Raw genomic sequence first — 20,693 nt, 5'->3', positions numbered from 1 at the left:
CAAGGGAAATCCAGGAGAAGGAGCTCCGGGACTACCTCGCCGCCCCAAATTAAAGAGCCGCCCGATGCTCCATCGGACGGCTCCAACCCGAAGCGCTCGCCGCATTACCGGCTCCGCACCTCGAAAATCGCGAACTTCAAATAATTGCCCTCGTCCACGCCGAGCAGCTGCGGATGATCCTTGCCGGCGCCGCGGAACTCGACGAGACGCAGCGCCTTGCCGGCATCGTCCGCCGCCGCGTGGATCGTCTCGAGGAATACATCCGGACGGACGTGATACGAGCAGCTGGCCGTCACGAGATAACCGCCCTCGTTCACGAGCTTCATGCCGTGCAGGTTGATATCCTTATAGCCCCGGCATGCGCCCTCGACCGCGCCGCGGTTTTTCGCGAACGCGGGCGGATCGAGAATGACGACGTCCCAAGACCGTCCGGCGCCCGCCGCGATCGGCTTGGACGTATCCACCTTCGCTCCGGCTTCGCCCGCCTTCGCGCGCGCCGCGCGCTCCTCCAGCCCCTTCGCCTGCTCCCGCAAGTAATCGAACGCATTCGCGACGACGAACTCGACGCGCTCCGAGAAGCCGTTCCGCTCGACGTTGCGGCGCGCCGCTAGAATCGCGTGCTCCGAGATGTCGAGGCACGTCACCTTCTTGGCGCCGTATTTGCAGGCGTGCAGCGTGAAGCTTCCCGTATGCGAGAAGCACTCGAGCACGGTCGCGCCGTCCCAATACGGGAACGTCACCTCTTTGCCGTTCGCGTTGACGGGCGCGGACCGCGTCGCGCCGTCCGCATCGGTCAGCTCCCGCACCGCGATGCCGCTCCGGCGCCCCCAGCCGGTCATCAACGGACGAATCGCCGCCCGATTTTCCCGTTGGTCGAAGAAGTAACCGGTTTTCTGTCCGCTCACGACGTCGACCTCGATCTCCAGCCCATTCTCCCGGATGACGATCGGGCCGCTCGGCGCTTCGCCGTACAGCGTGCCCGTCCGCTCTTCGAGCCCTTCGAGCGCGCGGATGCCGACGTCGCTCCGCTCGTAAATCGTGCGCGGGGCGAATAACTCGACCAACGCCTCGACGATGCTGTCGCGCGCTCGATCCATCCCGAGCGTGACGATCTGCACGACGAGCGTATCGCCGAACCGGTCGACGGTCAAACCCGGCAGGAAATCCGCCTCGCCGTAGGCGATGCGGCAATACCGAGGGTCGTCGACGAACCGCTCCCGCACCTCGAGGCACGTCCGGAACCGTTCCAGGAAGAACGCCTTATCCATTCGTACGAGCTGCCCGCGGGAGACGACCCGGCCGATCATCTGGGACGCCGGGTTTACGTACGCCGAAGCCAAAAATTTTCCTCTATGGTCCGTTACCGCAACGATCCCGCCCGGCTCCGGTTCGCCTTCGAATCGTTCGACCTCGTTCTTGAATATCCACGGATGGCCCGCTTCCAGGCGCTTCTTCCGCGTCTTCGTTAGTATCATCGTCGCCAATGGCGTCTTGCACCTCTTCCGGCGAGCGGGGAGCCTGTCATGCCCGTCCCGCTCGATTCATATAAATAATCCGATGCACCGCATATCAATCCATCCGAAACGAGAAGACGGGAGGGACCCTCGAATGTGGCAAGAGCTAGCGATCCCGTTCGGTCTCGGCTTCGCCGTCTTCCTGTTCGGCATGAAGGCGATGGAGATCGGGCTCCACGAGTGGGCCGGACCGATCCTATCGGGCCTCATCCGCCGATTCACGAGCACGCCGTTCCGCGGACTCGTCGCAGGCACGCTCGCGACGACCGTGCTCCAATCGAGCGACGCGGTCACCGTCGTGACGATCGGCCTCGTCAACGCGGGCGTGCTCACGTTCCGACAGACGCTCGGCATCGTGCTCGGCGCGAACGTCGGCGGCAGCATCACCGCGGATATGCTCGGCCTCGACATGTCCGCCGAAGCGCTGCCGATGCTCGTCTGCGCCGGCGTCAGCTGGTTCGCCTGCCTCGCCGTCGAGCAGTTCCGCCCGTCCGCGTCCCGCTTCGCCCGTCTGACGCCGTCGCTCCGGCATCTGTCGCTGACGGCATGCGGCTTCGCCTGCGTCCTGATCGGCATGGAACGAATGAACACGATCGTTCCCGTGCTCCAGTCGCGGGGATTGTTCGTCTGGTTTCTGGACATGTCCCAGCAGAGCATCGCGTGGGGACTGCTCGCGGGCGCGATCGTCACCGCCGTCATCCAATCGAGCGCCGCGACGATCGCCGTCACGATGGGCCTCGCCAGCGTGCAGGCGGTCCCGATCGAGCTCGGCATCGCGATCGTGCTCGGCGCCAATATCGGCACCTGCTCCACGGCGCTGCTCGCCAGCCTCGGCGGCTCCAAGGCCGGCCGCTACGTCGCCTGGTCCCATATCGCGTTGAACCTCGGAGGCAGCCTGCTGTTCTTCCCGTTCATCGAACAGCTCGCCGCTTTGTCCGCCTTCTGGACCGAATCGCCCTACGACCAAATCGCGAGAGCCCAGACGATCTTCAACGTGCTCTGCTCGCTGATCGCCTTGCCGTTATGTTACCTCGGACTTAATAAGCTCCGGCCGCAGCGGATCCGCCCGTGACGATCGAGACGCCCGAGCTCGTGCCGAGCCGGTTCGCGCCGGCGAGAATCATCTTCACCGCCGCGTCGTAATCCCGCACGCCGCCGGACGCCTTCACCCCGACGGACGGGGAGACGCTCGCGCGCATCAGCTCGATATGCTCGGCCGTCGCGCCTCCGGGCCCGAAGCCCGTCGACGTCTTCACGAAATGCGCGCCGGCTTCCTCCGACAGCACGCAGGCGATCTTGATTTGCTCCGGCGTCAGAAATCCCGTCTCGAAAATGACCTTCACGATAGCCTTCCCCTTCACGGCGTCGACGACGGCCTTAATGTCCGCGCGAACGTCGTCGTGGCGGCCTTCGAGCAGCCAGCCGATCGCCAGCACCATATCGATCTCCTCCGCGCCCTGCTTCGCCGCCGTCGCGGCTTCGAACGCCTTCGCTTCGGAAGCGCCCGCGCCGAGCGGGAACCCGACGACCGCGGCCACCTTCACGCCGGTGCCCTCGAGCGCTTTGGCGCAATAGGGCACCCATGCGCCGTTCACGCAGACGCTGTAGAAGCCATGCGTCTTCGCTTCGTCGCACAGCTTCGAGATGTCCTTTGTCGACGCGTCGGCTTTCAAGAACGTGTGGTCGATATATTTTTCGATATTTTTCACTTCAAAGCTCATGCTTCGTCCTCCTCGGTTCGAACCCCTAGCTTATGTAACGCGATCCGTAAAATAGCATCGTTATTATCGTACCCCGAAGCCTTCTGTTTCTCCCATGCGTCGAGGGGCTCGTACCACGCGACGCCGCGGATCTCTTCGATTTGAGGCATCAGCTCGCCGCCGGACGCTTCGACGAGGTAGTAATGCACTTCCTTGTCGATCATCCCCTTCTCCGGATGCTTGTACTGATATTGAATCAAGGCGAGCGGTCCCCGGATGTCGCCCCGGATGCCGGTTTCCTCGAGAATTTCCCGCAGCGCCGTCTGCTCGACGGTTTCCCCCGGCTCCATCTTACCCTTCGGCAGCGACGTCCGTCCGTATCGGTCTTGAATCAATTGAATCTGAAGCTTGCCGCCGATCTTCCGATAGACGACTCCTCCGGCAGAAATTTCTTTCATCGGACTCACCTCTCTTTATTAAGTTACGAAAAAGGAGAACCGCGCGCCGCACTCGAACGCCGTTCCCCTCCTTCGCCTTCTCCCGATTTAAAACGACGACGCCTTCGACAGCCTCTCCGACTCGAGCGCGACGCCCTTGCATTCGTTGACGCCGGCTTCCGTCACGCGCACCTTCACCAGACGGCCGATCATCGACGGATCGCCCGGGAAGACGACCTGGATATAGTTGTCGGTATAGCCGCTCAGGAGCCCTTGTCCTTCGGCGCCCTTCGCTTCGCGTTCCGGAATGACCTCGAGCTCTTGACCGACGAAGCGTTGCCCGTAGGCGAGTTGCATCTCCTCGGACAAGTCGATCAGCTTATGCACGCGCTCGTTCTTCAGCTCCTCGTCCACCTGATCCTCCATGCGCGCCGCCGGCGTGCCGGTCCGCTTCGAGTACGGGAAGACGTGCATCTCGGAAAATCCGATCTCCTTCATATACCGGTAGCCGTTCTCGAACATCTCGTCCGTCTCGCCGGGGAAGCCGACGATGACGTCCGTGGTGATCGCCACGTCCGGCCAGCGCTCCCGAATGCGCGCGATCCGCTCCGCGTACTCGGCGACCGTATACTTGCGGCGCATCCGCTTCAATACGGCGTCGTCGCCCGCCTGCAGCGGCACGTGCAAGTGGCGGCAAAACTTGCTCGAGCTCATCAGCACGTCGATCACTTCGTCGGTAATCTGGCTCGCTTCGATGGAAGAGATTCGAAGTCTTTCGACGCCTTCGACGTTCGCGAGATCGCGCAGCAGCGCGGCGAAGTTGTAATCGTCCAAGTCTTCGCCGTATCCCGCCGTATGGATGCCCGTCAGGACGATTTCCTTGTAGCCCGCCTCGACCAGCATGCGCGCTTGCTTGACGACGCTCTCCGGCTCCCGGGAGCGCAGCAAGCCGCGCGACCACGGAATGATGCAGAACGTACAGAAGTTATTGCAGCCTTCTTGAATCTTCAGGAACGCGCGCGTCCGATCCGCGAAATCCGGCACGTCGAGCTCCTCGAACTGCCGCGTCTTCATAATGTTCCGCACCGCGTTGATCGGCTCTCGGTCGGCGCGCACGCGATTGACGAGCTCGATGATCTCGCCCCGTCCCTGCGTGCCGATGACGAGATCGACGCCGGGAATCGCGAGAATTTCCGCCGGAGACGTCTGCGCGTAGCAGCCCGTCACCGCGATGACCGCTTCCGGATTGCGACGCACGGCGCGGCGGATGATTTGGCGGCTCTTCTTGTCGCCCGTGTTCGTGACGGTGCACGTATTGATCACGTAGACGTCCGCCGTCTGCGACTCGAAGTCGACCTGTTCGTAGCCGTCGTTCTTGAACAGCTGCCAGATCGCCTCGGTATCATAGAAATTCACTTTACAACCTAACGTATGGAACGCCACAGTAGGCATCTTTTCTTTTATCCTCCCATCTCGCCGGACTCGTACAGGATGCAGGCCGCCGCGACGAGGCCCGCCGTCTCGGTACGCAGAATGCGCCTCCCGAGGCCGACGGCGACGCAGCCGCGCCGCTCGGCTTCCGCCGCTTCCTCTTCGGTAAAGCCGCCTTCGGGCCCTACGATGACAAGGACCGGCCCGCGCGCCGGATCGAGCTTCGCATCGCGAAGCGCGTCCTTCAGCTGCCGGCCGCTCTCCTTCTCGTAGCACAACAAAGCGAGCTGCGTCCGCTCGGCGGCCGAGAGCACGTCGCTCCAGCGCATGGCGTCGCGCACGTCCGGCACCTTGCTCCGATGCGCCTGCTCGGCCGCTTCCTTGGCGATCTTCCGCCAGCGGTCGAGCCGCTTCGCTTCCTTCTTCGCGTCGTATTGCACGATCGTCCGCGCCGACGCGAACGGCAGGAACGCGGTCGCGCCGATCTCGGTCCCCTTCTGGATGACCGTCTCGAGCTTATCGCCCTTCGGCAGGCTTTGCGCGATCCAGACGTCGAGCTTCGGCTCGCCCTCCATCGGACGCTCCTCCAGCAGCTTGAGCAGCACGTTCTCCTTGTACAGCTCTACGACTTCCGCGAGACATTCGCGGTTCGCCCCGTCGCTGACGATCACCTTGTCTCCCGGGGCGGCGCGCATGACGCGCATCAAATGATGGGCGTCGTCGCCGCGAACGATCGCTTTGTCCTCGAGCATATTGTCCGGCGTCACGAAATATCTTTGCATTCCGCTGTTCTTCACTCCAGTTTACATCGTTTCCGCATCGTTTTCCAACCATGTCGCTCCGCCAATATTACCCTCCGAAGACGTATACCCAATCGATGTTCGCGCCGAACAGCGCGGACATGAAGGCGAGCAGCGCGTGGCGCCATACGACGACCTGACCCAGGATCGGGCCGAGCGTTACGTTGAACACCGGCGTGATGAAGACGATCAGGAGGAAGATGTATACGCCCCAAGCCTCGTACTTCATCATTTGCAATCGCAGCCGCAGCGGCGCGAGGTCTTCGACGATCCGATACCCGTCGAGCGGCGGCAGCGGAATCAAGTTAAAGATGAATAACAACATATTGATGTGAACGAGATAGAAAAAGATAAGTCCGACCGCCCGATACAACCCGGGCGACGCGGCGTCCAGCGCCCCCGTCGCGAATAGGCCGTAGGCGGCCGCGGCCGCGACGATCGCGACGACGAGGTTGCTGAGCGGTCCGACCGCGGACACGACGATGCTCATCAGTCTCGGATTCTTGAAGTTGGAACGATTGACCGGCACGGGCCGCGCCCAGCCGAACCCGAGAAACAAGATGAAGAGCAGGCCCAGCAAGCTGACGTGCGGCATCGGATTGAGCGTCACCCGTCCGAGTTTCTGCGCCGTCGGATCGCCGAACCGATACGCGGTCGCGGCGTGCGCGAATTCGTGGACCGTGAAGGCGATCACGATCGCGAGAAACAGGAACGGCAAATGATCGATTTCGAACGGCAATCGGAAATCCATCGGCTACCTCTTTCTCGCGACGAGCGCAACCCAGCCGTTCTCCTCGCTTCGGCTCTCCATCTCGAAGCCGGCTCGCGTAAGCGCCTCGGTTACGAGGTCTTCCTTGCTCGTAATGATGCCGGACGCGACGTAGGCGCCTCCCGTCTCCAGCGCTTGATAGACGTCGTCTACGAACGTCGCGATGATCTCGGCGAGAATGTTCGCGACGACGACCTGCACGGGCAGCTTCACCGGCGACGCCTCGGTCGTCTTCAGCGCGCCGAGCAAATCGCTCAGCTGAACCGTTATGCGCTCCTCGAGACGGTTGAGCTTGGCGTTCTCCTTCGCGCTGGACACCGCCACCGGATCGAGATCGAGCGCGAGCACGTGCTCCGCGCCGAGGCGGATCGCCGTAACGGCGAGAATGCCGGATCCGGTGCCGACGTCGATCACGTGATCTCCCGGCTTGACGACCGTCTCGAGCGTGCGCATGCACAGCGCCGTCGTCGCGTGCGTGCCGGTGCCGAACGCCATGCCAGGGTCGAGCTCGATGATCGTCTCGTGCGGCTTCGGCTCGTACGTCTCCCATGTCGGCTTAATGACGAGCCGCTCCGATACGTGCGTCGGCTTGAAATATTGCTTCCACGCCTCCGCCCACGCCTCCTCCTGGATGGACGCCAGCGACAGCTCGCCTCGGCCGGGGTTCAGTCCGAAGGAAGGCAATTTCGCGAGCAGCTCTTTTACGCCCGCTTGAATCGCTTCCATATCCGTTTCCTCTCCGAAATACGCCTGCATGACCGCGTCTCCCTCCGGGATGTCGTTCAGCGGCTTCTCGTACCACTGTCCGAGCGACGTGTCGCGCTTGCGGTCGAGCGTTCCGGATTCCTCGATGGAGACGCCGCCGGCGCCTTGCGCGTGCAGCCAATCGGCGATCGCTTCCGTCGCTTCTTCGGTCGTATATATCGTAAGCTCGTGCCATAACATATCTCTGCTCACCGCTTTCCGTTCGCTGTTTCTTCTTATTATCTGAACCATTTTACCGAAAACGCCGCCTAAATACAAAAAAGCGTATTTTGACTCGCGCCAAATCACATCCATTTTTACATTTACGTCGCTTATAATGAGGGAAAACAGCCAGTACGATTGGAGGAGCCGAACATGCTCGAAGCGGATCCGGATTCCGGGATTACGCTGTTGCGTTCCGGAGAAGGGTTGGAACGGGTGTCCTTGAAGGGGTTGGAGCTGCGGCTGCTGGCCTCGGGGGACGGCACGGAATTGATCTTACATAAGCTGTCGGCGGGATCGCACTGGGGACTCAGTCCGGCGGACGGGTGGACGGCCCTGGAAGGGTTGTTCATGATCTCGGGGAGGCTGCGTTGGACCGGCGGCGCGGGCGACAAGCGAGTGCTGCAGGCCGGCGATTTCCTCTCGGCTTCTCCGGTGCTGAAGGAAGCCGTCTTCGTCGCGGAGACCGACGTCGAGTTTCTGTATTGCTCCTCCCAACCGGTGTTCCATCATTACAGCAATCAAATCCGCGAATTGATGAGTCTCGCCGTCGACATCGAGCAGAAGGACGGTTACACCGCGGACCATTGCCATAGAATCATGCGCCTGTCGATGATGCTCGGAGAGACGATGGCGCTCTCTTCCACGGAGCTCGCCTACTTAAATTTCGGATCGTTCCTGCACGACGTCGGGAAAATCAAGGTGCCCGATTCGATTCTCGGCAAGCCTGGCAAGCTGACGGACGAAGAGTGGCGCGTCATGCGGATGCACCCGACGTTCGGAAGACAGATGCTGCACGAGACCGGTCTGCCCAGCCTGCTGTCTGCGGGTCCGATCGTAGAACAGCATCACGAGCGATTCGACGGCTCGGGTTATCCGCTTCGACTGAAGGGCTCCGAGATTTCGGTCGCTTCGGCCATCGTGGCGGTCGTCGATTCTTACGACGCCCTAACGACCAATCGAGTGTACCGTCCCGGCATTCCGAAGGCGGAAGCGCTCGACGAGATCGACCGCAGCCGGAAGATGTACCACCCGGAAGCCGTCGAAGCGCTGTTCCAAAATAGAGACCGGCTCGACGGGTAAGTGCCCCGAACGACGGACGCGCCCGCCCCCCCTCTCGCCGAGAAGGGGTGCGGGCGCGTTCTTTTTTCGCTATAACGTATTTATTAATACATCGGAAGCGGCGGATCGATCGCAGCGACGTGTTGGTCGTTCACGTACAGATTGACGTAGAAATAATCGAGCTCCAGTCCCGTCGTATTGCCCAACAAGCTATGTACGCCTTCTTGAAGCTGGTACGTCGTCTCTCCCGTGCCGGTCAACGGCTGCACGATCTTGCCGAGCAGCGACGAGTTCAACCGGATATTAATGTCGTACGCGGATTTGTGCGCCGCCGACGCGGACATGGCCATAACGGATTGAGCGACGATCGCGGCTCCCAAGAGTAACGCAATTTTCTTCTTCATCTTCCATTCCTCCTAAAAAATAAAAATAACGCCATCCCACAGGATAGCGTCCATTCGCAGCGACGTATATCTCTTGGGAACCCGGCTGCCGTTGCTGTCGCGGTAGGCCCGTGGCTTTGCGTCTCCGGCTTTCGCCGGGTTTGCCCTTAACAAAAGTTATACGTCTAGTATATACCAAACTTAGGTATTTTGGAATAGGTATTTCGGGGTTGTCTCTTTGTCGATTTCTGCGCTTTCCTAGGAAATTTACCGGAACAACGCATTCGTCTTCTGCGACAGCTCGTCGAGCAGCTTCGACGCCAGCTTCAGCCCCTCTTCCTTCCCGAGCAGGAACTGCGCCTGCGCCGCGTGATCGGCTTTCACCCGCGAGATCGATTCCGCTTCTTGCGCCAACAGCCCGCTTAACACGTTCAACTGCAGCTGGCCGAGGCCTCTCTCCATCGCCCGTTCTCTCTCTCGGTCAACGTCTCGTTCCGCCTGCCGTTCGACGAAGTCGTCGATGTCCGATTCCATGAATCGTTCCGCCGTCCTCAGGACGTCTGCGTACGACTTCGTCCGGTTTTCCTCCATTCGAAGCGGATGTCTCGCATGGCGAATCAAAAACCGGCACAGCAACTCGTCGTGGTTCGTCCTGCGATTGTGCAACAGCGAGTATTCGCCTTCGAAATGCCCTTCGTTCTCGACGAATCTTCCCAACGCCGTATATTCATGGCAATCGGTACAGTAGAGCAAAAATTCGCGCACGGTCCCTCACCCGACTCGCGAAAAAACGGAAGCGCCGGGTTACATATCGTGATCGGCCGGCGACGGATTCGATTTCTTCGGCTCCGGCTTGTCGCTGACGACGGCCTCCGTCGTGAGGAACATCGCGGCGACCGAGGCGGCGTTCTGCAGCGCCGATCGGGTCACCTTCGCCGGATCGACGATGCCGCTCTCGATCATATTCGTCCATTCGCCGGTGGCAGCGTTGTAGCCGACTCCGACCGGTTCGCGCTTGATGCGTTCGACGACGACCGAGCCGTCCACGCCGGCGTTCTGAACGATCGCGCGAAGCGGCGCTTCCAGGGCGCGCAGCACGATTCTGACGCCGGTCGCTTCGTCCTCGGCGTCCGTCTTGATCGATTCCACGGCCTTGACCGCATTCACAAGCGCGACGCCTCCGCCCGAGACGATGCCTTCCTCCACCGCCGCTCTCGTCGCGTTCAGCGCGTCTTCGATGCGCAGCTTCTTCTCCTTCAGCTCCGTCTCCGTCGCCGCGCCCACCTTCACGACGGCTACGCCGCCAGAGAGCTTCGCGAGGCGCTCCTGCAGCTTCTCGCGGTCGAAATCCGACGTCGTCTCCTCGATCTGCCTCTTGATCTGCTGTACGCGCGCATCGATGTCTTGCTTCGCGCCGCCGCCGTCGACGATCGTCGTCGTCTCCTTCGCGACGCGCACCTGTCGCGCCGTCCCGAGCTGGTCGAGCTCCGCGCTCTTCAGCTCCAGTCCGAGCTCTTGCGTGATCGTCTGCCCGCCGGTGAGCGTCGCGATATCCTGCAGCATCGCCTTGCGGCGATCGCCGAAGCCCGGCGCCTTCACGGCGACGCAGGTGAACGTGCCGCGCAGCTTGTTGACGACGAGCGTCGCGAGCGCCTCCCCTTCGACGTCTTCGGCGATCAGGAGCAGCGGCCTGCCCGCCTTCATCACCTTCTCGAGCACGGGCAGCAGCTCCTGGACGTTCGACACCTTCTTGTCGGTAATAAGAATGAACGGGTTGTCCAGCACCGCCTCCATCTTATCGGAGTCGGTCACCATGTACGGCGAAATGTAACCGCGATCGAACTGCATGCCCTCTACGGTTTCGAGCTCGGTCGTGAACCCCTTCGACTCTTCTACGGTGATGACGCCGTCCCTTCCGACCGCCTCCATCGCCTCCGCGATCATGCGGCCGATCTCTTCGTCCGCCGCCGAGATGGAGGCGACCTGCGCGATCTCCTCCTTCGTCTCGACCGCCTTCGAGATGTTCCGGATTTCTTCGACGGCGACGCGCACCGCCTTCTCGATGCCGCGTCGGATTCCGATCGGGCTCGCGCCGGAGGTGACATTCTTGAGGCCCTCGCGGATCATCGCTTGCGCCAGCACCGTCGCCGTCGTCGTGCCGTCGCCCGCGACGTCGTTCGTCTTCGTGGCGACCTCCTTCACGAGCTTCGCGCCCATGTTCTCGAACGGGTCCTCCAACTCGATCTCCTTGGCGATCGTGACGCCGTCGTTCGTGATGAGAGGCGAGCCGAACTTCTTCTCGAGCACGACGTTGCGCCCTTTCGGCCCGAGCGTCACCTTCACCGCGTCGGCCAACGCGTCGACGCCGCGCAGCATTTTCTGACGAGACGCTTCGCTGAATAAAATTTGTTTAGCCATTGTGGACCAGCTCCTTTTCCTTCGAAGGCTCCAGAATGCCTAACACATCGGATTCTCTCATAATGAGCAATTCTTTCTGATCGTACTTGATTTCGGTGCCCGCGTATTTGTTGTAGAGCACCAGATCGCCGACCTTCACGTCCGGCGAAATCGTCTTTCCGTTCTCGATCCGCCCTCGGCCGACGGCCGCGACCACGCCTCGCATCGGCTTCTCCTTCGCCTTCTCCGGTAGCACGATGCCGCTTTCGGTTCGGTCCTCCTGTTTCAGGGGTTCAATTACGACACGGTCGCCTAGAGGCTTCAACATCGAAAATCCCTCCTAAAAAAGGTATTCTGTTAGCACTCCTTCTATTAGAGTGCCAACAATTATTACTATACGAATTTTTTTCTCCGCATCAACAACGATGTGGCGGCAAGAACGGCGATCAAGGGCGATTTTTCGAAAATAGCTTGTCCCTTTTTTTCGGCGCTGTAAAAATGGCTGGTTTTCTCCGTCGCTCGACGAAAAACCCCGCGAGAGAGTGATCTCGCGGGGCGTAACGCATTTAGGAATCCGTATGGATCGAATAGCGGATTACATTGTCTCGATTGCAAGATGATGCTTGCGAAATACCGCAAGCATGGCGGCTTTCGCCTCGACCTCGTCCGGTCCGTGGATCTCCAGCGCGTAGCTCTGAGATCCCAACAACGTCAAGCTTAACCCCAGGATGCTCTTCGCGTCGATAACCTTCCCGTCCCATCTCAGTACGATGCTGGATCGGAAACGGTTCGCCTCCTTGTTGATGTCCACGATCGCCCGCGTTTCGATTCCGCTCATATAAGCGCCTCCGATGATAAAGTTATCGCGGCCGACGGCGCGCCACGCCGTCTTCGATCGCCGCAGCCATGACTGCGTCCTTCACCCGATCCGCCACCGATTGGTTGAACACGCTCGGGATAATATAGTGCTCGTTCAATTCTTCGCTCGTGACGACGGAGGCGATCGCTTGCGCCGCGGCCAATTTCATTCGTTCCGTCACGCGCGAAGCTCTGCAATTGAGCACTCCTCGGAACAGCCCCGGGAAGCACAACACGTTATTGATCTGATTAGGGTAATCGGATCGGCCGGTCGCCATGACGCGCACGTACCCTTCCGCCTCCTCCGGCGAAATTTCCGGCGTCGGGTTCGCCATGGCGAAGACGATCGGATCCGGAGCCATTCGTTTCACGTCCCCCGGCTTCAACGCGCCCGGGCCGGATACGCCGATGAATATGTCCGCGCCGTCGATGACGTCCGACAACGATCCGGCTTCCCCGTTCGGATTCGTATGCTCCGCATACCATGTCCAGGCGCCGTGCGCGTACGATTTCCCGCGAACGAGCGCGCCGTCCCGATCGACTCCGATGATATTGCGTACCCCCGCGGCAAGCAAAATTTTCGTGCAGGCGATGCCCGCCGCGCCGACGCCGCAGAGGACGACCTTGCAATCCTCCAGCCGTTTCCTCACGACCTTCACGGCGTTATACAATCCCGCCAGCAGAACGACGGCGGTGCCGTGTTGGTCGTCGTGAAAGACGGGAATATCCAGCTCTTGCGTCAACCGTTCTTCGATCTCGAAGCAGCGGGGCGACGAGATGTCCTCCAGGTTGATGCCGCCGAACGCCGGCGCGATCAGCTTGATGGTTCGAATGATTTCCTCGGTATCCTGCGTGTCCAAGCAAATCGGGAACGCGTCCACGCCCGCCAGCTGCTTAAACAGCATCGCTTTCCCTTCCATGACGGGCATGGCGGCCAGCGGACCGATATTCCCGAGTCCGAGCACCGCCGAACCGTCGGATACGACGGCGATCGTGTTTCGCTTGATCGTCAGCGAGTGCGCCCGGCTCGGTTGTTCGTGGATCGCGGTGCACACCCGCGCGACGCCCGGCGTATAGACGCGGGATAAATCGTCGCGCGTCTTGATGGCGATTTTCGGCGTCACTTCGATTTTACCTCCGAGATGCAGCAGGAACGTCTGGTCGGACACCTGCAATACTTGTACGCCGTCCATATCGTTCAAAACCCGTTCGATCGCCTTGCTTTGTTGTGAATCCATGACGTTCACCGTAATATCGCGAACGGTCGTCGTTCGTCCCGGCCGATTCACGTCGACGGCGACGATATCGCCGCCCGCTTCCCCGATCGCCGTCGCGATGTTGCCGAACGTCGCCTTCTCCTTGTCGATTTCCAACCTCAATACGATCGTGGTGCTTGCGCTAGTCGGACCCGCCATGTTTCAAAACCCCTTTTTACCAAATATACAACGCCAACGAGATGACCGCCGTCACCGTAACGCAGCTGATTGCGGTCGTGACCGCCACCAATTGCGCGGCCAGCTCCGGACTTCGGCCGTATTCCAAAGCGATCAACGAACTGTTCCGGGAAACCGGGTACGCGCTAGCCATGAATAACGCTTGAGCGAACACGCCGTCCCAGCCGAAACCGCGGATCAGCGCGAACGCGACGACCGGCGCGAACAGCAGCCGTCCGATCGTGCCCAGCAGGACCGATCGGCCCAAGCTTAGCGCTTGAACGTTCGCCAGCTGCGCCCCGAGCGTCAACAAGGCGATCGCGAAGAACGCGTCCGATACCCCTGCGACAGGTTCCCATAGAATCGCCGGGATTCGAACGTCCAGCATTCGAAGGGCCGCCGCGCCCAGCATCGCATAGATGACCGGAAGCCGAACGGTATGCTCGGCGAGGGCCGCCGCCAGCTGTTTGCCTTTGCCGGGAATCATCCGGAACGTGCCGAAGGTGTACGTAAACACATTTTGAATCACGGAAATGATGACCTGTACGGAGACGCCGAGCGGATGCTGCGCGAATACGAGCTCGCTGACGGGCAATCCGTAATTCCCTTGGTTGCTTAGGATGAAGCTGTTCTGGACGACGTCCGCGTCTTCCTTCCCGATGCGAACCGCCTTGACCGCCGCGGCGGAGAGGAGGCTGAGCGTCGCGTTCAACAACAACCAGAAACCGATCGTAGCTCCGGCAAGCGCCGCGTCGATCGAGCTGTCAAACAGCTTTACGAAGCATACCGCCGGCAGCAAATACACATTTAATAGCTTGGACAACGTTCCCATGTCGAAGCGGAGCCGTCGTTGCAAGAAGGCGCCCAGTCCGGCTAACAAGAAGAACGGGACCATCACCTCTTGCACGATCAGAAGCAGGACGCTCATGCTTCTTCGCTTACGATGACGTTCTTGCCTCTGCTCTTCAGCAGGAGCGGCACGACCATCCACAGCATGGCGATCGCTAAGAACAAGACCGAAACCGGCTTCTGAAGGAAAATCATGAAGTCGCCGTTGGAAATCGTCAGCGCGCGCCTCATGTTGGTTTCGATCATCGGTCCGAGCACGATCGCCAACACAAGCGGGGCGATCGGGAAATCATGCTTCGATAAGAAATATCCGACGACGCCGCATCCGATCAAGAGCAATAGATCGAACGTCGTATACTGCACCGCGTATACGCCGAAGATCGAGATCGCGATAATGATCGGCAGCAAATATTTGGCCGGCGTGTCGATAATTTTGGCGAAAACTTTCACGAGCGGCATGTTCAGCACGAGCAGCATCAAGTTGCCGATAAACATGCTTGCGATCAGCCCCCAAGCGATCGTCGGGTGATCCGTGAATAACAGCGGACCCGGCTGGACGTTGTACATGATCAGCGCGCCCATTAAGATCGCCGTCGTGCCCGAACCGGGGATGCCCAGAGTCAGCAGCGGAATCAACGCCCCGCCCGACGCCCCGTTATTCGCCGATTCCGGCGCGGCGACGCCTTCGATGGCGCCATGGCCGAACTTCTTCGGATGTTTGCTGATTTTCTTCTCCATGATGTAAGAGAAGAAAGAAGCGAGCGTCGCTCCCGCGCCCGGCAAGATGCCGATGAAGAAGCCTAGGATGGAGCCTCGCAAAATCGGACCGCCGCTGTCCTTCAAATCCTGCCTCGTCGGCAGGATGCGTCCGACCTTCGCGATCGTTCCTCCGCCGTTTTCTCGTTCCAGAATCGTCTTAAACACTTCCCCGAGCGCGAACAAACCGACCGCGATCGTCAAAAATTCCAACCCGGAATATAGTACCGGGATACCATACGTGAAGCGGGCCACCCCGGACACGCTGTCGATCCCGATCGTCGCGAGCAGCAGCCCGAGCACCGTCATCAGTAGCGCCTTCGTCATCGACTTTCCGGCGAGACCGCTGACCGCACATAAACCCAATAACATGAGCGAAAAGTATTCCGCCGGCCCGAACGACAACGCGACGGCCGACAACGGCTGCGCCAGCGCCACGAGTCCGACGAGCGCCACGATGCCGGCGACGAAGGAGCCTATCGCCGCGATCGCGAGCGCCGAGCCCGCCCGTCCTTGCCGCGCGAGCTGGTATCCGTCCAACGCGGTTACGACCGAAGACGACTCCCCCGGCGTATTCAGTAGAATCGACGTCGTCGACCCTCCGTACATGGCGCCGTAGTAGACGCCGGCCAACAGGATGATGGCGCTGGCCGCCGCGGATTCCGGTTCCTGACCGGCGGTCAGCGACGCGGTGACCGGGATGAGGAGCGCCACCCCGCTCATCGGTCCGATGCCCGGCAGCACGCCGACCGCCGTCCCGATCAGCACGCCGACGAAGGCGAAGACGAGATTATGCCATTGCAGCGCTTCGGCGAAGCCGTTCATTAAAAATTGGATCGTATCCACTCTCTATCCCTCCTTTTCTCTCTAGTTACCGGAACCAGACCGGGAGGCCCGGCAGCGAGCCTTCCAGCACGCCAACGAATAAGAAATACACTCCGAACGCGAAAGCGGCGGCTATGGCCAAGCTTTTCCATAACTTCCCCTTCTCCATCACCTGAAAACTAAACGTCAGGAACGCGAAGGTCGTAATCAAATAACCGAGCGGTTGCAGCAGCATCGCATAAAGCAGCGCCGCCCCCAAAATCATAAGAAATCGTTTATAGTCGAGCTTGACCGAAGGCTCGCCTTCCTCTTTCGGATACCGGAACGTTTCATAAAACAATCGGACGCATAGCAGCATCAGCAGAATGCCGAGCCCCATCGGAAACAGATTCGGACCGACGTTGCTCCCGTACGCGCTTTCCGAAATCCGTCCGCTCTCCATAAGGAAAGCCGCCCCAAGGACGAACAGCGCGATGCTGACGATCCGGCTGAACGTTTTGCTCATGAAGGAAACCTCCTCTCTTAGGTGAAAAAGGAGAGAAGGGGTTCCCCCTTCTCTCGGCCGGCGGTATCGTTATTTCGACATACCGAGCGCGGATAACAACTCTTGCACCAATTTGTCCTGTTCAGCAAGGAACGCCGCGAACGCTTCGGCATCTTTATAATCGCTTTCCCATGCGTTCGCTTGCAGTTCGGCCTTCCAAGCCTCGTTGTCTGAGAGCGCTTTGAGTTTTTCCGACCAGTACGTCTTGGCGCCGTCGGACATTTCTTTCGGGCCGAACACGCCGCGCCAAATCAAAAATTCCGCTTCGACGCCCTGCTCCTTGAACGTCTTCAGCTCGCCGAGCTCGCCGACCAGCCGTTCCGGCGCGCTAATCCCGAGCACCTTCACCTTGCCGGCCTTCAAGTACTCGCCTACGCCGGACACGTCCGTCGCGATGACGTCGGCCGACCCGCCAAGCAGCGCGGCGATTGCTTCGCCTCCGCCGTCATACGACACATACTTCACTTGCTTCGGATCGATCCCGTATTTAAAGGCAGGGAGCACGGCGATCAGGTGGTCCATCGAGCCCGGAGCCGATCCGCCGGCTACGGTGATCGAAGTAGGATCGGCTTTGATCGCGTCCAGCAAGCTCGGCAGATCGTTATACGGCGAATCCGCGCCGACGACGACCGCTCCGAAATCTTTCGTCAATTGCGCGAGAGGCGTCGTATCCTTGTACCCGTATGGGCTGTTCCCTTCCTTCTTGTTGTGGTTGATCAAAATCGGCGGCGAGTTGACGAACAGCTTGTAATCGTTCTTCGCGTCCGCCGTCGCGTATTCCGCCATAAATACGGCGCCGCCGCCGCCCGGTTTATTTTCGACCGTGATCGATTTTTCGACGAGCTTCGTTTCGCTTAGCACCTTCGCGACCGAGCGAGCCGTCTTATCCCAGCCGCCGCCCGCACCGGACGGCGCTACGATCGTTATCGCCCGCTCCGGGTAGGCGCTGCCGCCGCCGGCGCCTCCCGTCGAACATGCGGCGAGCGATGCGACTAAAGCGCTTGCAAATAAAAGTGCAGGTATCGTTTTGGAAAACCGTTTGTTCATGGTTGGACCCCCTGGACCATATGATTACGCCGGAATGAAAGCGCTCACTTACTGTAACAAAAAAAAATGACCGCTCCTAGTTTGCGGTCATAAACGGTATTAACGTCTTTTCGTTCCTTTTGATCATAAAAATCACGGCTTTGCGACGTACCTTCGTTCCGGCCTTCCGATCGTGCCGTAGTTCAGCTGCGCGGTAAGCTTTTTCTGCGAGACGAGGTATTCCAAATATCTGCGCGAGGTGGAACGGCTAAGCCCGGTATTGCCGCTCACCGATTCCGCCGTAACGCCCTCCGGTCCGGAAAGACGAATGCTTTCCATCACCTTCTCCAGCGTCAGCGGGTCGATTCCTTTGGGCATCGCTTCGCTCGATTCCCGAAGCGCTGCGCCCGTCGCCACCGTTCCCTGCCACAGCCGTTCGATTTGTTCCGAGGTCAGCCGGGAGCTTCCCCGCAGATGCGCCCGCGCCTCGCGGTACCGGTCCAGACTGTTCTTGAAGCGTTCATAGGTAAGCGGCTTCATGATAAAATCGAATACGCCGCCGTGCATCGCATGCTTCACGACATCCGTCTCCGACGCGGCGGTGATCATAATAATATCCGTATCGAGGTTTTCGTTGCGGATAAACCGCACGAGATCGATTCCCAGCATATCGGGCAGATAAACGTCCAATAAAACCAGGTTCGGCTTGACGACGCTTAACCAATCTTTAGCCTCCTCCCCGGTCGACGCCGTCGCCACGATCCGGAATCCGTCGTGCTTCTCCGTAAATCGGCGATGAATTTCCGCGATCCGTAGATCGTCCTCGACGATTAGCACCTCAATAGGCGGTTCTTTATTCGGATTCATTCCCCTGCCGTCCTTCCTTCGGTATCGCTACGACAAAGCGAGCGCCGCCCCATTCGCCTTCCTCTACGGAGACGGTGCCTCCTAACTGCTTTGTAAGCTCCGCGACTCTCGTTAAGCCGAAGCCGCGTTTTCCGTGTTTCGCTTCCTTCGTCGTAAACCCGAGCTCGAATAGGTACGGCATATCTTCATCAGCGATTCCCGGACCGGAATCTTCGACCTCAAGCAGAAGATCGTCGCCGAGATCGAGCAAGAAAATTCGTACCTTACGGTCGGCTTCGTCGTTCCTCCCGACCGCCTCGAACGCGTTCGTAACCAAATTGCCGAGAATCGAAACGACGGACTCGCTTCGGATCCGAGCCGGCAGCTTCTTCAGCGAGCTCTCCCGATCCAACGTCAAATCGACCTTCAACTCCCTGGAGCGGTTCATAAATCCGAGCAGGATGCCGCCTACCGCCGGGTCGCGAATCCGGTCCGTAATTACCTGGATCCAGTCCTGCGTATCGCTCGATTCTTTATGGATCAATTCCAACGCTTCGTCATAAGCCCCTAACTGAATGAGACCCGAGACGGTGTATAAAAAGTTATTATACTCATGGGTTTGAGCCCGAAGCGCTTCCGAATAACGTTGGACTTGGGACAATTCTTCGGTCAGCTGATCGATCTCCGATTTTAAGCGGAAGCTGGATACGACGCCGATCACCTCTCCTCCGGATTTCACGGGAATCCGGTTGGCGATGATCGTTTTCCCGCCTAAGTCGCTCTCTTGGTCCAGCTGGCGCTCTCCGGTGCGCAGCACTTCGAGCAATTGGCCGTTCGGCACGTATTCGATCACGGGTTGCCCGATAATATTTTTCCCCTTCGGCACCGACAAGATGTTTCGAGCCGTCTCATTGAGCAGTTCGATGTTCCCGTCTTTATTCACGACCATGATGCCTTCGCGGATCGATTGGATGACGGTATCCCGAATTTGATACAGCGACGAAATTTCTTCCGGCTCGAGTCCGAACATCGTTCGCTTAATACTTCTCGCCAGCAGCATGGCGCCCGCGATGCCGACGAACAACCCCGCCCCCGCGACCCAAGCGATTTTCTTCCCGTAGTCGATCGTCATTTGGCGAATATCCTCTAACAGAAATCCGACCGATACGATGCCGATAACGTTCCCGGCCTCGTCGCGAACGGGGACTTTCCCTCGAAGCGATAAGCCGAGCGATCCTTTGGCCTTCGACGTATAGGATTCCCCAAGCAGCAGCGCGCGATCGTTGTCGCCGCCGACCATCTCCTTCCCGATGCGAGACGGGATCGGATGAGAATAACGGATGCCCTCGGCATCGCCGACGACGATAAATTCGGCGTCCGTAAGAATGCGAATGCGTTCGACGAACGGTTGAATCGTCGCAGACGGATCTTCTTCTTTAAAGCCTTGAACAACTTCCGGAGATGCCGCAACCTGCGAAGCAATGTGAAGCGCGCGACTGCCGATTTCTTTCTCGACGGTGCGCGACACGGAATAGTAGGTAAGGATGCCGATTTGAACGATAATCAGTAAAACAAGGAACACGGTAAACCATGCGATTCTTCGTTGCAGCGTCCACCCGTACTTTTTTTTCATATCGTTAGCCCCCCCCCGTTCCGTTTATTTTGGGTTCCATAACCTTTAACCAATGCAAAAACACCTCCGATCGGCAAAGCGAATCGGAGGCGTTCTTGTTATTTCTGCTTGGCGACGTCCTACTCTCCCGGGACCCTGCGGTCCAAGTACCATCGGCGCTGGAAGGCTTAACGTTCGTGTTCGGGATGGGTACGCGTGGTTCCCTTCCGCCATTATCACCAAACCTGGGTGTTGTTTCCGCCAAGAAACAACAATATGTTGCGTTCAAGGAGTCTTGCCCCCTGAAAACTGGATGCGAAACAATTGTACACTCCGAAAATGTTGGATAAGTCCTCGACCGATTAGTATTCGTCAGCTCCACGCGTTGCCGCGCTTCCACCCCGAACCTATCAACCACGTCGTCTACATGGGGTCTTCAAGCAGGGAAATCTCATCTTGAGGGGGGCTTCACGCTTAGATGCTTT

21 protein-coding genes, 2 rRNA genes and 1 riboswitch are annotated in these 20,693 nt (G+C 59.5%); of the genes, 2 read left to right on the top strand and 21 right to left on the bottom strand.

Features of this window, described 5'->3' with window-relative positions:
- Positions 1–104: 104 nt before the first annotated feature.
- On the bottom strand, positions 105–1,475 hold the full coding sequence (locus tag FE782_RS20085) for a class I SAM-dependent rRNA methyltransferase (RefSeq protein ID WP_439116445.1): 1,371 nt from the start codon (positions 1,473–1,475) through the stop codon (positions 105–107).
- Positions 1,476–1,608: 133 nt separating this feature from the next.
- On the opposite strand from FE782_RS20085, the gene FE782_RS20080 reads away from it, so the two are divergent.
- Complete coding sequence (locus tag FE782_RS20080) at positions 1,609–2,586, top strand: Na/Pi cotransporter family protein (protein WP_138196038.1); 978 nt, start codon at positions 1,609–1,611, stop codon at positions 2,584–2,586.
- On the opposite strand, the gene deoC is transcribed toward FE782_RS20080, so the two are convergent.
- From deoC to prmA, 6 genes are all read right to left on the bottom strand, one after another.
- A complete protein-coding gene (gene deoC, locus FE782_RS20075) occupies positions 2,552–3,235 on the bottom strand; it encodes a deoxyribose-phosphate aldolase (protein WP_138196037.1) in 684 nt (227 codons plus the stop codon). The genes FE782_RS20080 and deoC overlap by 35 nt on opposite strands.
- Positions 3,232–3,672, bottom strand: a complete 441-nt coding sequence (locus tag FE782_RS20070) for an NUDIX hydrolase (protein WP_138196036.1) — start codon at positions 3,670–3,672, stop codon at positions 3,232–3,234. The genes deoC and FE782_RS20070 overlap by 4 nt, the downstream gene beginning before the upstream one ends.
- Positions 3,673–3,759: 87 nt before the next feature.
- Positions 3,760–5,103 (bottom strand): tRNA (N(6)-L-threonylcarbamoyladenosine(37)-C(2))-methylthiotransferase MtaB, encoded by a 1,344-nt coding sequence (gene mtaB, locus FE782_RS20065; protein ID WP_138196035.1) that lies wholly within the window; start codon positions 5,101–5,103, stop codon positions 3,760–3,762.
- Between the two features lie 8 nt (positions 5,104–5,111).
- Positions 5,112–5,864, bottom strand: a complete 753-nt coding sequence (locus tag FE782_RS20060) for a 16S rRNA (uracil(1498)-N(3))-methyltransferase (RefSeq protein ID WP_138196034.1) — start codon at positions 5,862–5,864, stop codon at positions 5,112–5,114.
- Positions 5,865–5,931: 67 nt separating this feature from the next.
- Positions 5,932–6,633, bottom strand: a complete 702-nt coding sequence (locus tag FE782_RS20055; protein WP_138196033.1) for a site-2 protease family protein — start codon at positions 6,631–6,633, stop codon at positions 5,932–5,934.
- A 3-nt stretch (positions 6,634–6,636) separates the two neighbouring features.
- Positions 6,637–7,596 (bottom strand): 50S ribosomal protein L11 methyltransferase, encoded by a 960-nt coding sequence (gene prmA, locus FE782_RS20050; protein WP_138196032.1) that lies wholly within the window; start codon positions 7,594–7,596, stop codon positions 6,637–6,639.
- 174 nt (positions 7,597–7,770) lie between these two features.
- On the opposite strand from prmA, the gene FE782_RS20045 reads away from it, so the two are divergent.
- Positions 7,771–8,700 (top strand): HD domain-containing phosphohydrolase, encoded by a 930-nt coding sequence (locus FE782_RS20045; RefSeq protein WP_138196031.1) that lies wholly within the window; start codon positions 7,771–7,773, stop codon positions 8,698–8,700.
- Between the two features lie 83 nt (positions 8,701–8,783).
- On the opposite strand, the gene FE782_RS20040 is transcribed toward FE782_RS20045, so the two are convergent.
- The 14 genes from FE782_RS20040 to FE782_RS19975 all read right to left on the bottom strand — a co-directional run.
- Positions 8,784–9,083: a hypothetical protein gene (locus FE782_RS20040; RefSeq protein ID WP_138196030.1), complete on the bottom strand. Its 300-nt coding sequence runs from the start codon at positions 9,081–9,083 to the stop codon at positions 8,784–8,786.
- A gap of 72 nt (positions 9,084–9,155) precedes the next feature.
- A riboswitch (cyclic di-GMP riboswitch) is annotated at positions 9,156–9,238 on the bottom strand.
- 91 nt (positions 9,239–9,329) lie between these two features.
- A complete protein-coding gene (locus FE782_RS20035) occupies positions 9,330–9,827 on the bottom strand; it encodes a hypothetical protein (protein ID WP_138196029.1) in 498 nt (165 codons plus the stop codon).
- 39 nt (positions 9,828–9,866) lie between these two features.
- Positions 9,867–11,480, bottom strand: a complete 1,614-nt coding sequence (gene groL / locus FE782_RS20030) for a chaperonin GroEL (RefSeq protein WP_138196028.1) — start codon at positions 11,478–11,480, stop codon at positions 9,867–9,869.
- Complete coding sequence (locus tag FE782_RS20025; RefSeq protein ID WP_138196027.1) at positions 11,473–11,787, bottom strand: co-chaperone GroES; 315 nt, start codon at positions 11,785–11,787, stop codon at positions 11,473–11,475. Before FE782_RS20025 ends, groL begins: the two co-directional genes overlap by 8 nt.
- Positions 11,788–12,054: 267 nt before the next feature.
- Positions 12,055–12,297, bottom strand: a complete 243-nt coding sequence (locus FE782_RS20020) for an HPr family phosphocarrier protein (protein WP_138196026.1) — start codon at positions 12,295–12,297, stop codon at positions 12,055–12,057.
- Positions 12,298–12,319: 22 nt separating this feature from the next.
- Positions 12,320–13,732 (bottom strand): NAD-dependent malic enzyme, encoded by a 1,413-nt coding sequence (locus tag FE782_RS20015; protein ID WP_138196025.1) that lies wholly within the window; start codon positions 13,730–13,732, stop codon positions 12,320–12,322.
- Positions 13,733–13,748: 16 nt separating this feature from the next.
- Entirely contained in the window at positions 13,749–14,678 is a 930-nt protein-coding gene (locus FE782_RS20010) for an AEC family transporter (RefSeq protein ID WP_138196024.1), read from the bottom strand.
- On the bottom strand, positions 14,675–16,201 hold the full coding sequence (locus tag FE782_RS20005; RefSeq protein WP_138196023.1) for a tripartite tricarboxylate transporter permease: 1,527 nt from the start codon (positions 16,199–16,201) through the stop codon (positions 14,675–14,677). Before FE782_RS20005 ends, FE782_RS20010 begins: the two co-directional genes overlap by 4 nt.
- Positions 16,202–16,226: 25 nt before the next feature.
- On the bottom strand, positions 16,227–16,685 hold the full coding sequence (locus FE782_RS20000; protein ID WP_138196022.1) for a tripartite tricarboxylate transporter TctB family protein: 459 nt from the start codon (positions 16,683–16,685) through the stop codon (positions 16,227–16,229).
- Positions 16,686–16,754: 69 nt separating this feature from the next.
- Positions 16,755–17,771, bottom strand: a complete 1,017-nt coding sequence (locus FE782_RS19995; RefSeq protein ID WP_138196021.1) for a tripartite tricarboxylate transporter substrate binding protein — start codon at positions 17,769–17,771, stop codon at positions 16,755–16,757.
- A gap of 132 nt (positions 17,772–17,903) precedes the next feature.
- Positions 17,904–18,617, bottom strand: a complete 714-nt coding sequence (locus tag FE782_RS19990) for a response regulator (RefSeq protein ID WP_138196020.1) — start codon at positions 18,615–18,617, stop codon at positions 17,904–17,906.
- Positions 18,604–20,229: an ATP-binding protein gene (locus FE782_RS19985; protein ID WP_138196019.1), complete on the bottom strand. Its 1,626-nt coding sequence runs from the start codon at positions 20,227–20,229 to the stop codon at positions 18,604–18,606. Before FE782_RS19985 ends, FE782_RS19990 begins: the two co-directional genes overlap by 14 nt.
- Positions 20,230–20,335: 106 nt before the next feature.
- Positions 20,336–20,452, bottom strand: a 5S ribosomal RNA gene (rrf, locus tag FE782_RS19980).
- 98 nt (positions 20,453–20,550) lie between these two features.
- Positions 20,551–20,693: ribosomal RNA gene (locus tag FE782_RS19975) — 23S ribosomal RNA — on the bottom strand; the annotation flags it as partial.

The organism is Paenibacillus antri (assembly GCF_005765165.1).
Taxonomy (GTDB): Bacteria; Bacillota; Bacilli; order Paenibacillales; family YIM-B00363; genus Paenibacillus_AE; species Paenibacillus_AE antri.
Note: the sequence above shows the minus strand (reverse complement) of the source record. Positions and strands in the feature narration are given on the sequence as shown.

What these genes read in the sequence shown, in the direction of transcription:
- FE782_RS20085 (WP_439116445.1), bottom strand. Translation starts at nt 1,475, where the DNA reads ATGATACTAACGAAGACGCGGAAGAAGCGCCTGGAAGCGGGCCATCCG.
- FE782_RS20080 (WP_138196038.1), top strand. Translation starts at nt 1,609, where the DNA reads ATGTGGCAAGAGCTAGCGATCCCGTTCGGTCTCGGCTTCGCCGTCTTC.
- deoC (WP_138196037.1), bottom strand. Translation starts at nt 3,235, where the DNA reads ATGAGCTTTGAAGTGAAAAATATCGAAAAATATATCGACCACACGTTC.
- FE782_RS20070 (WP_138196036.1), bottom strand. Translation starts at nt 3,672, where the DNA reads ATGAAAGAAATTTCTGCCGGAGGAGTCGTCTATCGGAAGATCGGCGGC.
- mtaB (WP_138196035.1), bottom strand. Translation starts at nt 5,103, where the DNA reads ATGCCTACTGTGGCGTTCCATACGTTAGGTTGTAAAGTGAATTTCTAT.
- FE782_RS20060 (WP_138196034.1), bottom strand. Translation starts at nt 5,864, where the DNA reads ATGCAAAGATATTTCGTGACGCCGGACAATATGCTCGAGGACAAAGCG.
- FE782_RS20055 (WP_138196033.1), bottom strand. Translation starts at nt 6,633, where the DNA reads ATGGATTTCCGATTGCCGTTCGAAATCGATCATTTGCCGTTCCTGTTT.
- prmA (WP_138196032.1), bottom strand. Translation starts at nt 7,596, where the DNA reads ATGTTATGGCACGAGCTTACGATATATACGACCGAAGAAGCGACGGAA.
- FE782_RS20045 (WP_138196031.1), top strand. Translation starts at nt 7,771, where the DNA reads ATGCTCGAAGCGGATCCGGATTCCGGGATTACGCTGTTGCGTTCCGGA.
- FE782_RS20040 (WP_138196030.1), bottom strand. Translation starts at nt 9,083, where the DNA reads ATGAAGAAGAAAATTGCGTTACTCTTGGGAGCCGCGATCGTCGCTCAA.
- groL (WP_138196028.1), bottom strand. Translation starts at nt 11,480, where the DNA reads ATGGCTAAACAAATTTTATTCAGCGAAGCGTCTCGTCAGAAAATGCTG.
- FE782_RS20025 (WP_138196027.1), bottom strand. Translation starts at nt 11,787, where the DNA reads ATGTTGAAGCCTCTAGGCGACCGTGTCGTAATTGAACCCCTGAAACAG.
- FE782_RS20020 (WP_138196026.1), bottom strand. Translation starts at nt 12,297, where the DNA reads ATGAGCGGAATCGAAACGCGGGCGATCGTGGACATCAACAAGGAGGCG.
- FE782_RS20015 (WP_138196025.1), bottom strand. Translation starts at nt 13,732, where the DNA reads ATGGCGGGTCCGACTAGCGCAAGCACCACGATCGTATTGAGGTTGGAA.
- FE782_RS20010 (WP_138196024.1), bottom strand. Translation starts at nt 14,678, where the DNA reads ATGAGCGTCCTGCTTCTGATCGTGCAAGAGGTGATGGTCCCGTTCTTC.
- FE782_RS20000 (WP_138196022.1), bottom strand. Translation starts at nt 16,685, where the DNA reads ATGAGCAAAACGTTCAGCCGGATCGTCAGCATCGCGCTGTTCGTCCTT.
- FE782_RS19995 (WP_138196021.1), bottom strand. Translation starts at nt 17,771, where the DNA reads ATGAACAAACGGTTTTCCAAAACGATACCTGCACTTTTATTTGCAAGC.
- FE782_RS19990 (WP_138196020.1), bottom strand. Translation starts at nt 18,617, where the DNA reads ATGAATCCGAATAAAGAACCGCCTATTGAGGTGCTAATCGTCGAGGAC.
- FE782_RS19985 (WP_138196019.1), bottom strand. Translation starts at nt 20,229, where the DNA reads ATGAAAAAAAAGTACGGGTGGACGCTGCAACGAAGAATCGCATGGTTT.